This is a genomic window from Aeromonas sp. RU39B, from assembly GCF_900156095.1.
Classification (GTDB): domain Bacteria; phylum Pseudomonadota; class Gammaproteobacteria; order Enterobacterales; family Aeromonadaceae; genus Aeromonas.
This window is the reverse complement of sequence record NZ_FTMJ01000002.1, coordinates 394,922-410,431: the sequence shown is the minus strand read 5'-3', so window position 1 is coordinate 410,431 and position 15,510 is coordinate 394,922. Positions and strand designations below refer to the sequence as shown.

Below are 15,510 nucleotides of genomic sequence, written 5' to 3'. Positions count from 1 at the left end.
CTAGAAAGTCAGCCCACTTTGAATCAACAGAAGAATAAACGAGCGGCTGCCCTGAAAGAAGAAACGAGCGGACCAGCCGCTCGTTTGCAGATAGTGCCGTCGGGCTCAATCAGCGGGTGCTGATAACCAGACGGTTGCTCTGCTTCACTTCTTCCATCACCACATAAGTCCGGGTGTCGTTGACACCGGGCAGACGCAGCAGGGTTTCACCCAGCAGCCGGCGGTAGGCAGACATGTCACTCACACGCGTCTTGAGCAGATAGTCAAAATCACCGGACACCAGGTGGCACTCTTGAATCTCTTCAAGCACCTGAACGGCCTTGTTGAACTGTTCAAACACGTCCGGGGCGCCACGATTGAGGGTGATCTCGACGAAGACCAGCAGGGATGCATCCAGATAATGTGGATTGAGAATAGCTGCGTATCCTTCGATATAACCCTGGCGCTCCAGACGACGTACCCGCTCAAGGCACGGGGTCGGACTCAAGCCCACTCGCTTGGACAACTCAACATTCGAAATCCTGCCATCCTTTTGCAGTTCATTCAGAATATTGCGGTCGATCCTGTCCAAGTCTTTCAGCCGACTCTTAACTTCCATCATTTATTCCATCCTTTGGCTAATTTTTGGTAAGAATCACTAGTTATTTTATAATAATGGTAACAAATCCTGTCAACTCCTCCGTATACTTGGCGCATTATGTCGCACACTTCCGCTGCAACATAAAACACCAACCATGATGTGAGGGAAAACATGATAATCGGTGTACCGAAGGAAATAAAAAACCATGAATATCGCGTAGGCATGGTGCCAGCCAGTGTACGTGAACTGACTGCCCGAGGCCATAGGGTTTTTGTTGAGGCCCGTGCTGGCCTTGGAATCGGTTTTACCGATGACGATTACCGCGCTGCCGGGGCCGAGATCCTGGGCACGGCTGCCGAGGTGTTCAGTCAAAGCGACATGATTGTTAAGGTCAAAGAGCCTCAGGCCATTGAGCGTGCGATGCTCAAACCCGGTCAAATTCTCTTCACCTATCTGCACCTGGCACCGGACCTGCCCCAGACCGAAGAACTGCTCAAAAGCGGCGCCGTGTGCATCGCTTACGAGACCGTGACCGATGACCGTGGCGGCCTGCCGCTGCTGGCCCCCATGTCTGAGGTAGCCGGTCGCATGTCCATCCAGGCAGGCGCTCAAGCACTCGAAAAGTCCCGTGGTGGCAGCGGAATGCTGCTCGGTGGCGTACCGGGTGTTGAACCGGCCAAGGTGGTGGTGATCGGTGGTGGTGTGGTGGGCTCTAACGCTGCACGGATGGCCATCGGCATGCGCGCTGACGTAACCATTCTTGACCGCAGCATCGATGCCCTGCGCCGTCTGGATGCCGAATTCCAAGGCGCCGCCAAGGTGGTTTATTCGACCGCCGAAGCGATTGAGCGTCATGTTCTGGCGGCCGATCTGGTCATCGGTGGCGTGCTGATCCCGGGAGCTGCCGCGCCCAAGCTTATCACCCGCGATCACATCGCACGCATGAAACAAGGCTCCGCTATTGTGGACGTGGCCATCGATCAGGGCGGCTGTGTCGAGACCTCACACGCAACCACCCATGAAGATCCCACCTATATTGTGGATGGCGTCGTGCACTACTGCGTGGCCAACATGCCAGGCGCCGTGGCGCGCACCTCGACCTTTGCGCTGAACAACGCCACCCTGCCCTACATCATCAAGTTGGCTGATAAGGGTTGGAAGGCTGCACTCAAGGAAGATCGCCATTTGCTGGCTGGTCTGAACGTGCTCGATGGCCGTCTGACCTGCAAAGAAGTGGCAGAAGCTCACTCCCTGGGATTCACAGATCCGCATCTTCTGCTGGCGTGACCCCATCAGAATAAAATTCCATTCTGGCCCTTGTGGGCCAGAATTTTTATCTAAAAACAGACATCCTCAATATTCCTCTCTGCTTGCCCTTTTCCACTACGCAATTCGCTCTTCCCTCTCACTATCCATGCACTTTTACTCACTTAATTTTCACCCTTTTCCTATCTGCTGACGCCTGGGCTGGCTGCGCCAGAAGCGGTCGCTGCTATCCACTCATTTCATGACATCGCTTGATTTTTAGCCAGGCAGACTTGTATCACCGTTTGCATTGTGACTGACTTGTTAACGTTCATGGTGGCCGACCTGACACCCAGAGCGGTCACCCACCCTTGGACTAACCGGAGTGATGACCATGAACCTGACTATCCCTGCCGCCAGCCTGACGCTGGTATTAACGCTACCGGCCTATGCTCAGCCGCAATATCGGGAGCGGATGTCCCTCCCAGTGCTAAGCGGTGCCTATTATGGTGAGCCCGCCGACAGTGCATTTGTCATGACCGAAACCAGTTATGGTGCTCGTCAGAGCCACTCTGAACGCGCCAGCATGGGGCTGTTTGATGATACTGGTGAGCTGCCCTGCAGCTTGGAGCCGGGGCAGCCTTTGCAGCACTGCGCCTTCGGTGTAGCCCGTGAGCAAGGCGGTAATGCCTCACTGCGTATCCAGCTCCCAGATGGCCATGAGCGACTGATCGTGTTTGCACAAGGTGAGCCGCTGGCTGCCAATCTCGATGAAGAGCAAGGCGAAAACCGCTTCGTGGTGCGCCGTGAACGCCACGCCTACCTTATCCACACTGGCCAGGAGCGCTTCGCCATCCCGGACATGCTGATTACCGCCCCACCCAACCACCCCGGTTAATCGGCGCTGATAGCAAAAAAGGGCCTGATGGCCCTTTTTTGGATGTTGGCAATTCGCCTTATTTGGCTTGCTCACCCCAGCTCTTGGGGAACTTGTAACCTTCAAAGCGCTTGGCCGCATACTGGCGAAACGCCGCCGAGTTGTAAGCCTCGGTCACGTCTTTGACAAAGGGTTTGTCTTTATCACTGCTTCTGACCACCACCCAGTTGATAAAGGTGTAGCCACGCTCCAGAAACAGACCGCTCTTGAAGGGAATGCCACTTGATGCGGCGAAGTTACCGTTGATCACAGAAAAATCCACGTCTTCCCGGGAGCGCGGCAGTTGCGCGGCTTCCAGCTGGATCAGCTTGATGTCATGAGGATTGTCTGCCACGTCGAGCTCACTGGCTTTGAACGGATCAGTACCCGCTTTGAGCGTGATCCAACCCATGTCTTGCAGCATCACCAGCGCGCGAGCCAAGTTGGTCGGATCGTTAGGCACCGCCACCGAGCTCCCTTCACCCAGCTCTGCAAGGCTCTTCTTTTTACCAGAGTAGAGACCCAGCGGACCGGTCGGCACCTGAGTGATCGGGGTCAGGGAGAGACCACGACTTTGCGAGAAGCTATCGAGATAAGGCTTGTGCTGAAAGCAGTTCACATCGAGCGAACCATCCGCCAGCGCCAGGTTCGGGGTCACGTAGTCAGTAAATTCAACCAGCTTGACCTTGTAACCTTTGGCTTCGAGTTGCGGCTTGATGGAGTCGGTCACCATGTCACCAAAGTCCCCCACCGTGGTGCCTATTACGATCTCGCTTTTGGCAGGATCAGCCGCCCACAGCGGCAAGGGCAGTAAACTGGCCAGCAACGGAGCAATCAGAAGGGAACGACGTTTCATGTAACACTCCTTGTCGCCATGATCAGGAACATGGCATCAATCAATGGGGGCATCAAAAGGACGTTTAGACGTCCGAACGTCTTTAACCTAACAGGCTTACCACGCTTCGCCAAGTGCAAAATGTGACAAAGGGTATTTTATTTCTAGAAATGACCTCAAACCCGTCCCATCGATGCCAAGCTCGAAGAGACCGACGTGATGCGGCTAAGCTCTGCGGTACCCACGTCGGTTTCATCTGCACCAATTTGGTGACCCTGCGCTGAAACGAATCAGTGCTTTTGTTCTAATGTGAGGCGCCATCACTGCAATGTATTGAAAATAATGAATAAAACCATCTGGCACACTCCATGCAAAAGTTCACTCAGTGTTTTAGTCATTGAGAGGAACTCATCATGCACAAGGAAAATCAGGCCCCGGCGCTCAAGCGCACTCTGGGCGCATTTCATCTCTGGGGAATTGCCGTCGGATTGGTTATCTCGGGGGAATATTTTGGCTGGAGCTATGGTTGGGCCCAGGCTGGTACCCTCGGCTTTCTGGTCACCGCCCTGATCGTAGCGGCCATGTACACTGCCTTTATTTTCAGCTTTACCGAGCTTACCACCTCTATTCCCCACGCCGGTGGGCCGTTTGCCTATGCCTATCGCGCCTTTGGTCCGGTGGGCGGCTACATTGCAGGCTTTGCCACTTTGGTGGAGTTTGTATTTGCCCCGCCCGCCATCGCCATGGCGATCGGCGCCTACCTTAACGTTCAGTTCCCGAGCCTGGATCCCAAATGGGTGGCAGTGAGCGCCTATCTGGTCTTTATGTTCCTGAACGTGATCGGGGTCAGCATCGCCGCTACCTTTGAACTGATTGTCACCCTGCTCGCCATTTTCGAGCTGATGGTGTTTATGGGGGTGGTCTCTCCGGGCTTTAGCATGGCCAACTTTGTTGCCAACGGCTGGAGCGGTCAGAGCGAGTTCAGCCTCGGCTCCCTTTCCGGTATCTTCGCCGCCATTCCGTTTGCTATCTGGTTCTTCCTCGCCATTGAAGGGGCCTCCATGGCCGCCGAAGAAGCCAAAGAGCCGAAAAAGACCATTCCGAAGGCCTTTATCGGTGGCATTCTCACCCTGGTGGTACTGGCCCTTGGCGTGATGGTGTTTGCCGGTGGCGCTGGCGATTGGACCAAACTCTCCAACATCAACGATCCGCTGCCGCAGGCGATGAAGATGATCGTGGGCGACAGCAGCGGTTGGCTGCATATGCTGGTGTGGCTCGGCCTGTTTGGCCTGATTGCCTCCTTCCACGGCATCATCATGGGTTACTCTCGTCAGATCTACGCCCTGGCCCGCGCCGGCTTTCTGCCCAAGTCACTGGCCTCGGTCAACGCCCGCTTCCAGACTCCGCATTGGGGCATCCTGGCCGGTGGTGTGGTGGGTATTCTGGCCATCTTCTCTGATCAGCTGATTGTTATTGGTGGCATGCCGCTCACCGCCAACATCGTCACCATGTCGGTTTTTGGTGCCATCGTGATGTACATCATCTCCATGGCCGCCCTGTTCCGCCTGCGCGCCAGCGAGCCGAAACTCGAGCGTCCGTTCAGAGCCCCGCTGTTCCCGTTTGCGCCAGCACTGGCGCTGGGTCTGGCCGTGCTCTGCTTGGTCGCCATGGTCTACTACAACCAACTGCTGGCCATGATCTTCGGTGGTCTGATGCTGGTCGGTTATGCCTATTTCCGCCTGACCCACGACAGCTCGATTGCCCAACGTGACAGCGAGCTGGTTCGGGCTGCCTAATCAATACCCAACGGCACGCATGTGCTGAAAATTTGCCACCGGCTGGTCCGGTGGCCTTTTTGTTATCACGCGACCTGAAAAAACGGGACAGACCGTATGTATAAAACCACGCTCGCCCACCACACCTACCGCTTTGCCGATCTGCGCACCCTGATGGCCAAAGCCACCCCCGCCCGCTCCGGTGACTACCTGGCCGGTGTCGGTGCCGAGTCAGCTGAGGAGCGGATGGCCGCTCGCATGGCGCTGGCCGATTTACCGCTGGCGACCTTTTTAAACCAGGCCTTGATCCCCTACGAATGCGACGAAGTAACGCGCCTTATCCTCGATACCCACGATCGCACCGCGTTTGCCCCCATCAGCCATCTGACCGTCGGGGATTTTCGTAACTGGCTGCTATCCGATGCCGCAGACAGCATCACGCTGGCGCGCGTGGCGCCCGGCATCACCCCCGAGATGGCCGCCGCCGTCAGCAAGTTAATGCGCAATCAAGACTTGATCTTGGTGGCGCGCAAATGTCAGGTCATCACCCGTTTTCGCAATACCATCGGCCTGCCGGGGCACCTGAGTGTACGGCTGCAACCCAACCACCCGACCGATGACTGGCAGGGCATCGCTGCTTCCATGCTCGATGGCCTGCTCTATGGCTCGGGTGATGCCGTGGTCGGTATCAATCCGGCCAGTGACAACCTGGCGGTGCTGGGGGATCTCAACCGCATGCTTGATGAGGTGATCCAGCGCTTTGCCATTCCCACCCAGTCCTGCATCCTGACCCACGTCACCAATACCATCGCCCTGATCGAGCGTGGGGTGCCGGTCGATCTGGTGTTCCAGTCGATTGCCGGCACCGAGGCCGCCAACGCCGGTTTCGGCATCTCGCTGGCGCTGCTTGAAGAGGCCCATCAGGCGGCCCTGTCACTGGGACGCGGCACCTTGGGTAACAACGTCATGTATTTTGAGACCGGCCAGGGTAGCTGCCTGTCGGCCGGCGCTCACCACGGGGTGGATCAGCAGACCTGCGAGGCTCGCGCCTACGCCGTCGCCCGCCATTTCAAGCCGTTGTTGACCAACACTGTGGTGGGATTTATCGGCCCGGAATACCTCTATGATGGCAAGCAGATCATCCGCGCAGGGCTGGAAGATCACTTCTGCGGCAAGCTGCTTGGCGTACCGCTCGGTTGTGACGTGTGCTACACCAACCACGCCGAGGCCGATCAGGATGATATGGATACCCTGCTCACCCTGCTCGCCACCGCCGGCTTGACCTTCCTGATCGGCGTGCCGGGGGCCGATGACATCATGCTCAACTACCAGAGCACCTCGTTTCACGATGCGCTCTATATTCGTGAGCTGCTCGGCCTGAAACATGCCCCCGAGTTCGGTGCCTGGCTGGAGCGGATGCAATTAGCCGATCATGACGGGCACCTGCTGGCTGCCGGCAGCCGTCATCCGCTGCTAGCCACCCTCTCCCTGCCCCATCACGCCGCCTGAGCCAAGGAGTCATCATGAGCAAACTGGTTCAACTCAATCCCTGGCAGCAGCTGCGCCAATTCACTGATGCCCGCATCGCGCTCGGGCGTACTGGCGCCAGCCTGCCCACCGATGCATTGCTGCAATTTTCCCTCGCACACGCCCAGGCCCGCGACGCGGTGCACCAACCGCTTGATCTGCGCCCGCTACAAGAAGCGCTGGATGTGCAGGATGTGCCACACCTGACGGTGCACAGCGCTGCCGCGCACCGGGATATTTATCTGCGCCGTCCGGATCTGGGACGCAAACTCGATGAACAGAGCGCACATCTGCTCGATGAGGCCGCCGGCGATGAGGTCGATATCGCCATCGTGGTGGCCGATGGGCTCTCTTCAACCGCCATCAGCCATCAGGCCATGCCATTTTTAGCGCTCTTATTACCTGCCTTTGCCGAGCGCGGTTGGCGCGTTGCGCCCATCACCTTTGCCCTGCAATCGCGGGTGGCGCTCGGTGACGAGATTGGCGAGCGGCTCAAGGCGCGCTGCGTGGTGGTGTTAATTGGTGAGCGTCCCGGGCTCTCGTCACCCGATAGCCTTGGCGTCTATCTCACCTGGGCACCCAAAGTGGGGCGTATGGACTCAGAGCGCAACTGCATCTCCAACGTGCGACCGGCCGGACTGCCTTACAAGCAGGCCTGCCACAAGCTCTGCTGGCTGCTCGGTGAAGCCTTCACCCGCCGCCTGACCGGGGTGGCACTTAAAGATGAGAGCGATCAACTGCAGCTGAATGAACAAAGCGGGGCGCAGCTGCAGGCCTCGGTATAAGTCAGCTCACGGGTTGGTGCCGGGAATCGCCGGTTTTGTTCTATACTGGGCACCGACCTTGTTGAGCCTGTTTATCCCATGAGCGCAGTGCAGAGCGAACCGAAACGGCGCGGCCGCCCGCCAAAAGTGGCCCGCGACTATCAAGACACCCGTCAGGAGCTGATCCGAAGCGGGCTGGCCATCATTACCGAGTGCGGCTTTATCAGCGCCGGGATTGATCCCATCGTCAAGCAGATTGGCGTGCCCAAGGGCTCTTTCTATCACTACTTTGCCAGTAAAGAAGAGTTCGGCCACGCTGTGCTCAAAGCCTATGGCGTCTATTTTGCCGGTAAGCTGGCACGCCATCTGGAGCGACAAGACACCCCGCCGCTCGCACGCATGGGAGCATTCGTGGAAGATGCCTGCCGTGGCATGGCCCGTTTTGCGTTTCGCCGAGGCTGCCTGGTGGGCAATCTGATGCAGGAAGTACCGCAGCTCTCCCAAGCATTGGGGGAACATCTGCTGGCGATTTTAGAAGAGTGGGAAGCGCGGCTGGCCGCTTGTCTGGATGAAGCCATTCAAGCCGGTGAGCTCCCCGCAGATACCGATATTAAACAGGCAGCCCACCATTTTTGGTCAGGTTGGGAAGGCGCCGTGATGCGCGCCAAGTTGCAGCAAAGCGCCCAACCCATGACCGATTACTGGCTCAGCTATCGCCGAGCCCTGAGCCTGGGTGTATTTAGTCGCGGTTAACGTCCACCACCACCCGCCCCTTGACCTTACCAGCGAGCAGGGCTTGGGCGGTCTCAATCACGTCACCGAGTCCGATATCGTGCCCGATGCCGCTTAACATGTTGTCATCAAGCAGTTGAGCAATTTGCTGCCAGGCCTTAAGGCGGACGTGGTTAGGACACATCACGCTATCGACCCCTGCCAAGGTCACGCCACGCAGAATAAAGGGCGCCACCGTGGCCGGAAAATCCATCCCCTGAGCCAGACCGCACGCAGCCACCACACCGCCGTAACGGATTCCAGCACAGACGTTGGCAAGGGTGTGGCTGCCCACACTGTCGATAGCGGCGGCCCACTGCTCACGGCCGAGCGGTTTGCCCGGTGCGGCGAGGGTTTGCCGGTCGATGATTTCACTCGCGCCCAGCGCCTTGAGACGATCAGCCTCTTCGGGGCGACCCGTTGATGCCACCACCTGATAGCCGAGCTTAGCCAGGAACGCTACCGCAAAGCTGCCGACCCCACCGTTCGCGCCCGTGACCAGCACCGGCCCTTGATCTGGCGTCACTCCCTGCTTTTGCAGCGCCATCACGCAGAGCATGGCGGTATACCCCGCCGTGCCCACCACCATCAGGGTATGGTTATCGAGCGAAGCCGGCGCCTTGAGCAGAAAATCACCCGCTACCCGAGTCTTCTGGGTCAGGCCACCCCAATGCTTTTCACCCAATCCCCAGCCATTGGCAAACACCCGATCGCCGGGTGCGAAATCGGGGTGATCGCTTTGCTCCACCACACCGGCAAAATCGATGCCCGGGATCATGGGGAAACTGCGCACCACCGGCGAGCTGCCACTGATCGCCAGCCCATCTTTGTAATTAAGAGTGGAGTAATCCACCCGCACGGTGACATCACCGGCGCTTAATACCTGCTCATCCAGTTGCTGCACGGAGCATTGATACTGCTGATCTTGCTTGTCGATGTAGATAGCCTTGAACATTGTCTCTCTCCATTGGCGACCAGCGGGCATACTGCCGCTGGCATACGGGCAGCGCGTGATGCTATGCGCTCGCCACCATTTATGACCGATCGTCTAGAAATCGCAACAACGATAGAGAGTGAGCCACATTGCTGCAAGCACTTTGCCACTTGCAACCAAGGAAACTGGTGTTGAATTGACAGATATCAAGTTTGACGAGGTGTGAGTGAGAAGCTTATTGATCCATGTCGATTGCCTGCAGACGGTAGCGCTCAATCAGCCCTTCTTGCTTCATGGCGCGCAGGGTATCGGCCAGCTGATGGGCCAATGCTGCATGCTCTTTGTAGAGATAGGCATAGGTATCGACGGATTCAAGCAAGCCGGCGCGATAGACGTCATCAAACTCGTGACTATGTTGCCTCAGGCGAGCCAGCATGGGCTCGAGCACCAACTCCTGCTCGACAAAAATATCGCTGCGCCCCACCACTAGCTTGCGCAACCCTTGCTCGGTGGTGGCGATGTTGTCGAGCGACTCGGGTTTGATCATCTCGTTGAGCATGGTCTCGGCATGCTTGGCGCCACGCCGATACTCCACTCTTAAGCCGGGCAGCTGGCCCAGCCCCAGCCAGCCTTGCACCGCCAAGCCCGGTTTTACCGCATATGCCACATAGCTCACCTGAAAATGGGGCTCGGGAACCCTGATAAGATTAGCGGTCTGATGCAGATATTCGGCGGCGCGATGGATTTCCCCGTCCACTTCACCACGCTCGGCGAGCAGGGGCGCTCGCCCACCGGGATAGCCCTGATAATCGAGGCGATAACCAAGACGCGAGAAGGCTTCGCGATAGACCAATTCAAGCCAGCGCCCAAGTGGAGAGAGACGGGTGTCCATGGAGCTGACCAGATGAATCACCGGCTGCGTCTCACGCCCGGCCTCAGCAGCAATGGCTGACTGACACAGGCAGATCACCCCCAGTACAATCCCAACCCGCCATCGCCATCCCTTTGCGCTCATCAGACCTCCTGCCCTCATCACCTGACGACTCACAGATCCCTTATGGTCTCCTATCGACCATTCAGAGTGGCTGCTTGAGGTAATGGTAGTGCCCTTCCCCATCGGGGACGAACTCCAATTTATGGGTCAGTCCCAAAGGCGCGTCCTCAGCGTGGTGCGACACAAACAACACCTGGGTCTCGCCGTGTCCAATCAGGTGCGACAGCACCGAGCGCACCAAATGGCGGTTCAGGGGATCCAGCCCCTGCAGAGGCTCATCGAGAATGAGCAGAGGGGGATGCTTGACCAGGGCTCTGGCAATGAGCACCAGGCGCTGCTGACCAAACGAGAGGGAGTGAAACGGTTGATGTCCCTGCCCAGCCAGCCCGATGAGCGCCAGCCACTCATCGGCCAGATCGGTTTGCCGATCCCCCGGGCGGGTATACAGGCCGATGGAGTCATAAAAGCCCGAGAGGATCACGGTGCACACGCTGCAACTGACCCGGTAATCCAGATGCAGGGCCGGGCTGACAATCCCGATATTGCGCTTTATCTCCCAGATGCTCTCCCCCGAGCCGCGGCGACGGCCAAACAGGGTGACATCGTTGGCATAGCTTTGCGGATGATCGCCGGTGATCACTGATAACAACGTCGATTTACCTGCACCATTGGGGCCAGTGATCTGCCACTGCTCACCGGGCGCAATGGTCCAATCGAGCCCATCGATAATCACCTGATCGCCATAGGCGATACGCAGCTGTTTGAGGATTACCTTGGGGCCATCCAGGGCAACGACTGCGTGGATAGCCGCCGGCAACGCACTGATTGGGTGCTCTTGCACGGCCACCAACTGGCGCACTTCACGGCTGGCCATCACCTGCTCACGCACACCGGCCACAATCAGCCGCTGCTCACTAAGCAGTCCCAGGTGCGTTGCCGCCGCCGGAATTTCATCAAAGCGATTGACGATCAGCACCAACGATTGCCCTGCGGCCACCAGCGCATCGAGACGCGCCATCAACTCCTGGCGCGACCGAACATCCAGCCCATCAAACGGTTCATCGAGCACCAACATGGGCGGCGCATCAACCAGCGCCTGGGCCAGCAGCAGCTTGCGCCCCTCGCCGCTGGAGAGAAACCGGTAGGGACGATCCCACAACCGCTCGATATCAAACAGCCGCAGCGCAGCGCGGGCGGCCTCTTCACTACCGGCTTCCAGCATCAGGGAAGCGACGGTAAAACCCGCCTCCTCCTCTTCGTACAGCATGTCGGTATTGCGCGACTGCCACTCGGTTTCGGTCAGCTGTTGCTGCTGTTCAAACGACACACGGCGCGCGCCAAATTGTGGCGGCTGCTGCCCGCTTCGCAAACTGAGCTCCCCACACAAGGCGCGCGCCAGCGCAGTTTTGCCGCTGCCGTTGCCACCGACAAAGGCCCAGCATTGGCCTGCCTCTATCGTTAACTGCGGCAGTTGCAGGGTTTGTCTGGCATGGATCTGCAGGCAGGCATCCTGCCAGTGTAACGGGAACATGGGCTCTCCTTGTCTGAACGTCGTGCGCATCAACCGCTGTGATACATCGCCATAGCACCATCCGTACCATAACCTTCGGGGCCATAACAAGCTGGCCTAACAAAAGCGGCCACCTCGGGAAGAGGCAGCCGCGTTTTTGCCAGCGCAACAATGAGATTTAGTTGGCGCTGCGATTACCCGCAAGATAGAGCCAGGTATCAACCACGCTGTCAGGATTCAGGGAGACCGAATCAATCCCCTGCTCCATCAACCAGGCTGCCAGATCCGGATGGTCCGACGGCCCCTGGCCACAGATCCCCACATATTTTCCGGCTTTTCGCGCCGCGCTGATTGCCATCGCCAGCAGCGCTTTGACCGCATCGTTGCGCTCATCGAACAGATGAGCCACCAAACCTGAGTCTCTATCGAGCCCCAAGGTGAGCTGGGTCATGTCATTCGAGCCAATCGAGAAACCATCCACATGCTGCAGAAACTGATCAGCCAGCAGGGCGTTGGAGGGGATCTCGCACATCATGATGACCTTGAGCCCCCGCTCGCCACGGCGCAGGCCGTTATCGGCCAAAATGGCGATCACCTGCTCAATCTCACCCACAGTACGCACAAACGGGACCATCACTTCGACGTTGGTCAATCCCATCTGATCGCGCACCCGGCGGATCGCCTCGCACTCGAGCGCAAAGCAGGCCCGAAAACGCTCGTCGATGTAACGCGATGCCCCGCGAAAGCCCAGCATGGGGTTCTCTTCATGGGGCTCGTAATCGCGCCCTCCGAGCAGGTTGGCGTACTCGTTGGACTTGAAATCAGACATCCGCACGATCACCCGCTCCGGCCAGAACGCAGCCGCCAGGGTGGCGATCCCCTCGGAGAGCTTGGCGACATAAAACTCGCGCGGGTTGGGATAACCGGCCATCAGGCGAGTGACCGTGGCTTTGATCTCATCCGGCTGCTGGTCAAATTCCAGCACGGCGCGCGGGTGCACCCCGATCATCCGGTTGATGATGAACTCAAGGCGCGCCAGTCCGACCCCGGCATGGGGCAAGCGGGCAAAACCAAAAGCACGGTCGGGATTACCCACGTTCATCATGATCTTGAACGGCAGCGCAGGCATCTGGCCGACATCGGCGACCGAGACGGCGAAATCGAGCAACCCGTCATAGACATAGCCGGTGTCACCTTGCGCGCAAGAGACCGTCACGCTCTGACCATCGCGGATCCGGGCGGTGGCATCGGTGCACCCCACCACGGCGGGAATACCGAGCTCGCGAGCGATAATAGCCGCATGGCAGGTTCGTCCGCCGCGATTGGTCACGATGGCCGCCGCCCGCTTCATGATCGGCTCCCAATCCGGATCGGTCATGTCAGTCACCAGCACGTCACCCGGCTGCACTTCGTTCATCTGGCTGATGCTGTTGATGACCCGTGCCCGGCCACGACCAATCTTGTGGCCGATGGCGCGCCCTTCGGCCACCACCAGCCCGGATTGATGCAGTGAAAAACGCTCGACCTGCCCCCCATCCTGACGGCTACGAACGGTTTCAGGACGCGCCTGCACAATATAAAGCTGGCCGTCGACCCCGTCCTTGGCCCACTCGATATCCATCGGGCGGCCGTAGTGGCGCTCAATGATGAGCGCCTGACGGGCCAGCGCCATCACGTCGTCATCATTTAGACAAAACTGCTGGCGCTCGGCCGTGCTGGTATCCACCGTCTGCACCTGACGACCGTGACCGGCCTCTGCCGAGTAGATCATCTTTTGCAATTTGCTGCCGAGGGTCTTGCGCACCACCGCCGGACGTCCGGCATTGAGGGTGGGCTTGTGTACGTAAAATTCGTCCGGGTTAACGGCGCCCTGCACCACCATCTCACCGAGGCCACTGGAGCCGGTGACAAACACCACCTGATCAAAGCCCGACTCGGTATCGAGGGTAAACATCACGCCCGAGCAAGCCAGATCGGAGCGCACCATTCGCTGCACCCCGGCCGAGAGCGCCACGCCGCGGTGATCGTAGCCCTGATGCACCCGATAAGAGATGGCTCGGTCGTTAAACAGTGAGGCAAACACATGCTTGATAGCGGTCAATACCGCATCGATGCCGCGCACGTTGAGGAAGGTCTCTTGCTGGCCAGCAAAGGAGGCATCCGGCATGTCTTCGGCGGTGGCCGACGAGCGCACGGCAAACGAGGCCTCTCCCTGAGCGCAAAGCTGGCTGTATGCAGCGCGAATCGCCTGCTCAAGCTCCGGCTGCAATGGCGCATCAATGACCCAGTTGCGGATGGTTTTTCCTGCCACAGCCAGCGCGGTCACATCCTCAACATCAAGGCTGTCGAGCAGCGCATGAATGCGCTGATTGAGGCCACTTTTCTCGAGAAATTCGTTGAACGCGAAGGCCGTGGTGGCAAACCCGCCCGGCACACAGACCCCGGCCCCTTTGAGGTGGCTGATCATCTCGCCCAGCGATGCATTCTTGCCGCCAACCCGATCTACGTCTTGCATACCGAGTTGTTCATACCAGAGCACATAGTGTTGCACTTGCCTATCTCCAGATAAGCCGGGGCCATGAGACGGCCTGCCGGCAGGTGGTCGGGACATGGTGAATGCCTGCGTCACACAAACAAGAAAACGTTTTCCTGTCTGTATCAAAAAATCCCCTTGCAAAGGGGGGTGGCGTCAGGGCAGGCTCATTTTACAATGCGGTACAATAAATTAACCTTTGAAATTTGCTGCCAACATCACAGCATTGATACAGAGTTTGTGTTGACAAAAAAAGATCGTTTCTAGAGAAATTAAATTTATTCCTCCATATCGGGAGAACAAGCGTGCAGTACGTATTCTATGTATCCGACGGCACCGCCATCACCGCCGAGGTGTTTGGCCACGCGGTGTTAAGCCAGTTTCCCATCCCTTTCGAGCAGGTGACCATCCCCTTTGTGGGGAGTCTGGACAAAGCCCGTCAGGTTCGCCTGCGTATTGATGAGTGCGCCGTGCAAAGTGGCGTTCGCCCGCTCCTGTTTCACACCATCGTCGACCCGGCGGTGCGTGAGCAAGTATTGCAAGCCAACGCCCATGCCCACGATTTTCTCAACACCTTTGTCACTCCGCTTGAGCAGCAACTCGGTATTAAGGCTGAGGCTCGCTCGCACCGTACTCACGGTATGGAGAATACCGCGCTCTATGACGAGCGTATTGAAGCGGTCAATTTTGCCCTCTCCAATGACGATGGCACCTCGACGCGGGAATATGATGAAGCGGACATCATTTTAATTGGCGTCTCGCGCTGCGGTAAAACTCCCACCAGCCTCTATCTGGCGCTGCAATTTGGAATTCGCGCTGCCAACTACCCCTTTATCGCTCAGGATATGCACGATCTCACCCTCCCTCTGCCGCTCAAGGCCAACCGCCACAAGCTGTTTGGATTGACCATCGCGCCCGACCGGCTCTGCGACATCCGCAACCAGCGCCGAGCCAATAGCCAATATGCCGCCCTTGCCCAGTGCGAATTGGAGTTAGGACGGGTCGAGCGCCTGTTTCGTCAGGAGGCGATCCCGTTTCTCGATACCACGTCCCATTCGGTGGAGGAGATCAGCGCCAAGATCCTCGAACGCACCGGGCTTAGAAGACAACTTCGCTAATCTGTCAA

The 15,510-nt window shown here is 58.1% G+C and carries 13 protein-coding genes; 7 read left to right on the top strand and 6 right to left on the bottom strand.

The features are described 5' to 3' along the window. Window positions 1-109 precede the first annotated feature (109 nt). Window positions 110-601, bottom strand: coding sequence for a leucine-responsive transcriptional regulator Lrp (gene lrp, locus BW958_RS04600; protein WP_076574550.1), 492 nt, complete (start codon window positions 599-601; stop codon window positions 110-112). A 150-nt stretch (window positions 602-751) separates the two neighbouring features. On the opposite strand from lrp, the gene ald reads away from it, so the two are divergent. Both ald and BW958_RS04590 read left to right on the top strand, forming a co-directional pair. Then, the gene (gene ald, locus BW958_RS04595) at window positions 752-1,867 is read left to right on the top strand and encodes an alanine dehydrogenase (RefSeq protein ID WP_076574549.1); all 1,116 of its coding nucleotides are present in this window, start codon (window positions 752-754) and stop codon (window positions 1,865-1,867) included. 352 nt (window positions 1,868-2,219) lie between these two features. Next, entirely contained in the window at window positions 2,220-2,723 is a 504-nt protein-coding gene (locus BW958_RS04590) for a hypothetical protein (RefSeq protein ID WP_076574548.1), read from the top strand. A 58-nt stretch (window positions 2,724-2,781) separates the two neighbouring features. Here BW958_RS04590 and BW958_RS04585 read toward each other — a convergent pair whose 3' ends face one another. Then, on the bottom strand, window positions 2,782-3,597 hold the full coding sequence (locus tag BW958_RS04585) for a MetQ/NlpA family ABC transporter substrate-binding protein (protein ID WP_076574547.1): 816 nt from the start codon (window positions 3,595-3,597) through the stop codon (window positions 2,782-2,784). A gap of 392 nt (window positions 3,598-3,989) precedes the next feature. Here BW958_RS04585 and eat point away from each other — a divergent pair, with 392 nt between their 5' ends. The 4 genes from eat (at window position 3,990) to BW958_RS04565 (ending at window position 8,395) form a co-directional block, all read left to right on the top strand. Continuing rightward, entirely contained in the window at window positions 3,990-5,372 is a 1,383-nt protein-coding gene (eat, locus tag BW958_RS04580; protein ID WP_076574546.1) for an ethanolamine permease, read from the top strand. A gap of 96 nt (window positions 5,373-5,468) precedes the next feature. Then, a complete protein-coding gene (locus BW958_RS04575) occupies window positions 5,469-6,860 on the top strand; it encodes an ethanolamine ammonia-lyase subunit EutB (protein ID WP_076574545.1) in 1,392 nt (463 codons plus the stop codon). 14 nt (window positions 6,861-6,874) lie between these two features. Further along, window positions 6,875-7,663 (top strand): ethanolamine ammonia-lyase subunit EutC, encoded by a 789-nt coding sequence (gene eutC / locus BW958_RS04570; protein ID WP_076574544.1) that lies wholly within the window; start codon window positions 6,875-6,877, stop codon window positions 7,661-7,663. A gap of 78 nt (window positions 7,664-7,741) precedes the next feature. Next, complete coding sequence (locus tag BW958_RS04565) at window positions 7,742-8,395, top strand: acrylate utilization transcriptional regulator AcuR (RefSeq protein WP_076574543.1); 654 nt, start codon at window positions 7,742-7,744, stop codon at window positions 8,393-8,395. On the opposite strand, the gene BW958_RS04560 is transcribed toward BW958_RS04565, so the two are convergent. The 4 genes from BW958_RS04560 to ppsA all read right to left on the bottom strand — a co-directional run bounded on the left by BW958_RS04560 (window position 8,382) and on the right by ppsA (window position 14,402). Continuing rightward, the gene (locus tag BW958_RS04560) at window positions 8,382-9,368 is read right to left on the bottom strand and encodes an acrylyl-CoA reductase (NADPH) (protein ID WP_076574542.1); all 987 of its coding nucleotides are present in this window, start codon (window positions 9,366-9,368) and stop codon (window positions 8,382-8,384) included. The two genes, BW958_RS04565 and BW958_RS04560, sit on opposite strands and share 14 nt — an antisense overlap. 214 nt (window positions 9,369-9,582) lie before the next feature. Beyond that, on the bottom strand, window positions 9,583-10,362 hold the full coding sequence (locus BW958_RS04555) for a type 2 periplasmic-binding domain-containing protein (RefSeq protein ID WP_076574541.1): 780 nt from the start codon (window positions 10,360-10,362) through the stop codon (window positions 9,583-9,585). 61 nt (window positions 10,363-10,423) lie between these two features. Further along, entirely contained in the window at window positions 10,424-11,872 is a 1,449-nt protein-coding gene (gene modF, locus BW958_RS04550) for a molybdate ABC transporter ATP-binding protein ModF (protein WP_076574540.1), read from the bottom strand. A gap of 157 nt (window positions 11,873-12,029) precedes the next feature. Next, on the bottom strand, window positions 12,030-14,402 hold the full coding sequence (ppsA, locus tag BW958_RS04545) for a phosphoenolpyruvate synthase (RefSeq protein ID WP_076574539.1): 2,373 nt from the start codon (window positions 14,400-14,402) through the stop codon (window positions 12,030-12,032). A 287-nt stretch (window positions 14,403-14,689) separates the two neighbouring features. Here ppsA and BW958_RS04540 point away from each other — a divergent pair, with 287 nt between their 5' ends. Then, entirely contained in the window at window positions 14,690-15,502 is an 813-nt protein-coding gene (locus tag BW958_RS04540) for a posphoenolpyruvate synthetase regulatory kinase/phosphorylase PpsR (RefSeq protein ID WP_076574538.1), read from the top strand. The last annotated feature ends 8 nt before the right edge of the window (window positions 15,503-15,510 follow it).

Bases quoted from the DNA above. Each gene is read 5' to 3' on its own strand.
- lrp (WP_076574550.1), bottom strand. From the start codon at position 601: ATGATGGAAGTTAAGAGTCGGCTGAAAGACTTGGACAGGATCGACCGC.
- ald (WP_076574549.1), top strand. From the start codon at position 752: ATGATAATCGGTGTACCGAAGGAAATAAAAAACCATGAATATCGCGTA.
- BW958_RS04590 (WP_076574548.1), top strand. From the start codon at position 2,220: ATGAACCTGACTATCCCTGCCGCCAGCCTGACGCTGGTATTAACGCTA.
- BW958_RS04585 (WP_076574547.1), bottom strand. From the start codon at position 3,597: ATGAAACGTCGTTCCCTTCTGATTGCTCCGTTGCTGGCCAGTTTACTG.
- eat (WP_076574546.1), top strand. From the start codon at position 3,990: ATGCACAAGGAAAATCAGGCCCCGGCGCTCAAGCGCACTCTGGGCGCA.
- BW958_RS04575 (WP_076574545.1), top strand. From the start codon at position 5,469: ATGTATAAAACCACGCTCGCCCACCACACCTACCGCTTTGCCGATCTG.
- eutC (WP_076574544.1), top strand. From the start codon at position 6,875: ATGAGCAAACTGGTTCAACTCAATCCCTGGCAGCAGCTGCGCCAATTC.
- BW958_RS04565 (WP_076574543.1), top strand. From the start codon at position 7,742: ATGAGCGCAGTGCAGAGCGAACCGAAACGGCGCGGCCGCCCGCCAAAA.
- BW958_RS04560 (WP_076574542.1), bottom strand. From the start codon at position 9,368: ATGTTCAAGGCTATCTACATCGACAAGCAAGATCAGCAGTATCAATGC.
- BW958_RS04555 (WP_076574541.1), bottom strand. From the start codon at position 10,362: ATGAGCGCAAAGGGATGGCGATGGCGGGTTGGGATTGTACTGGGGGTG.
- modF (WP_076574540.1), bottom strand. From the start codon at position 11,872: ATGTTCCCGTTACACTGGCAGGATGCCTGCCTGCAGATCCATGCCAGA.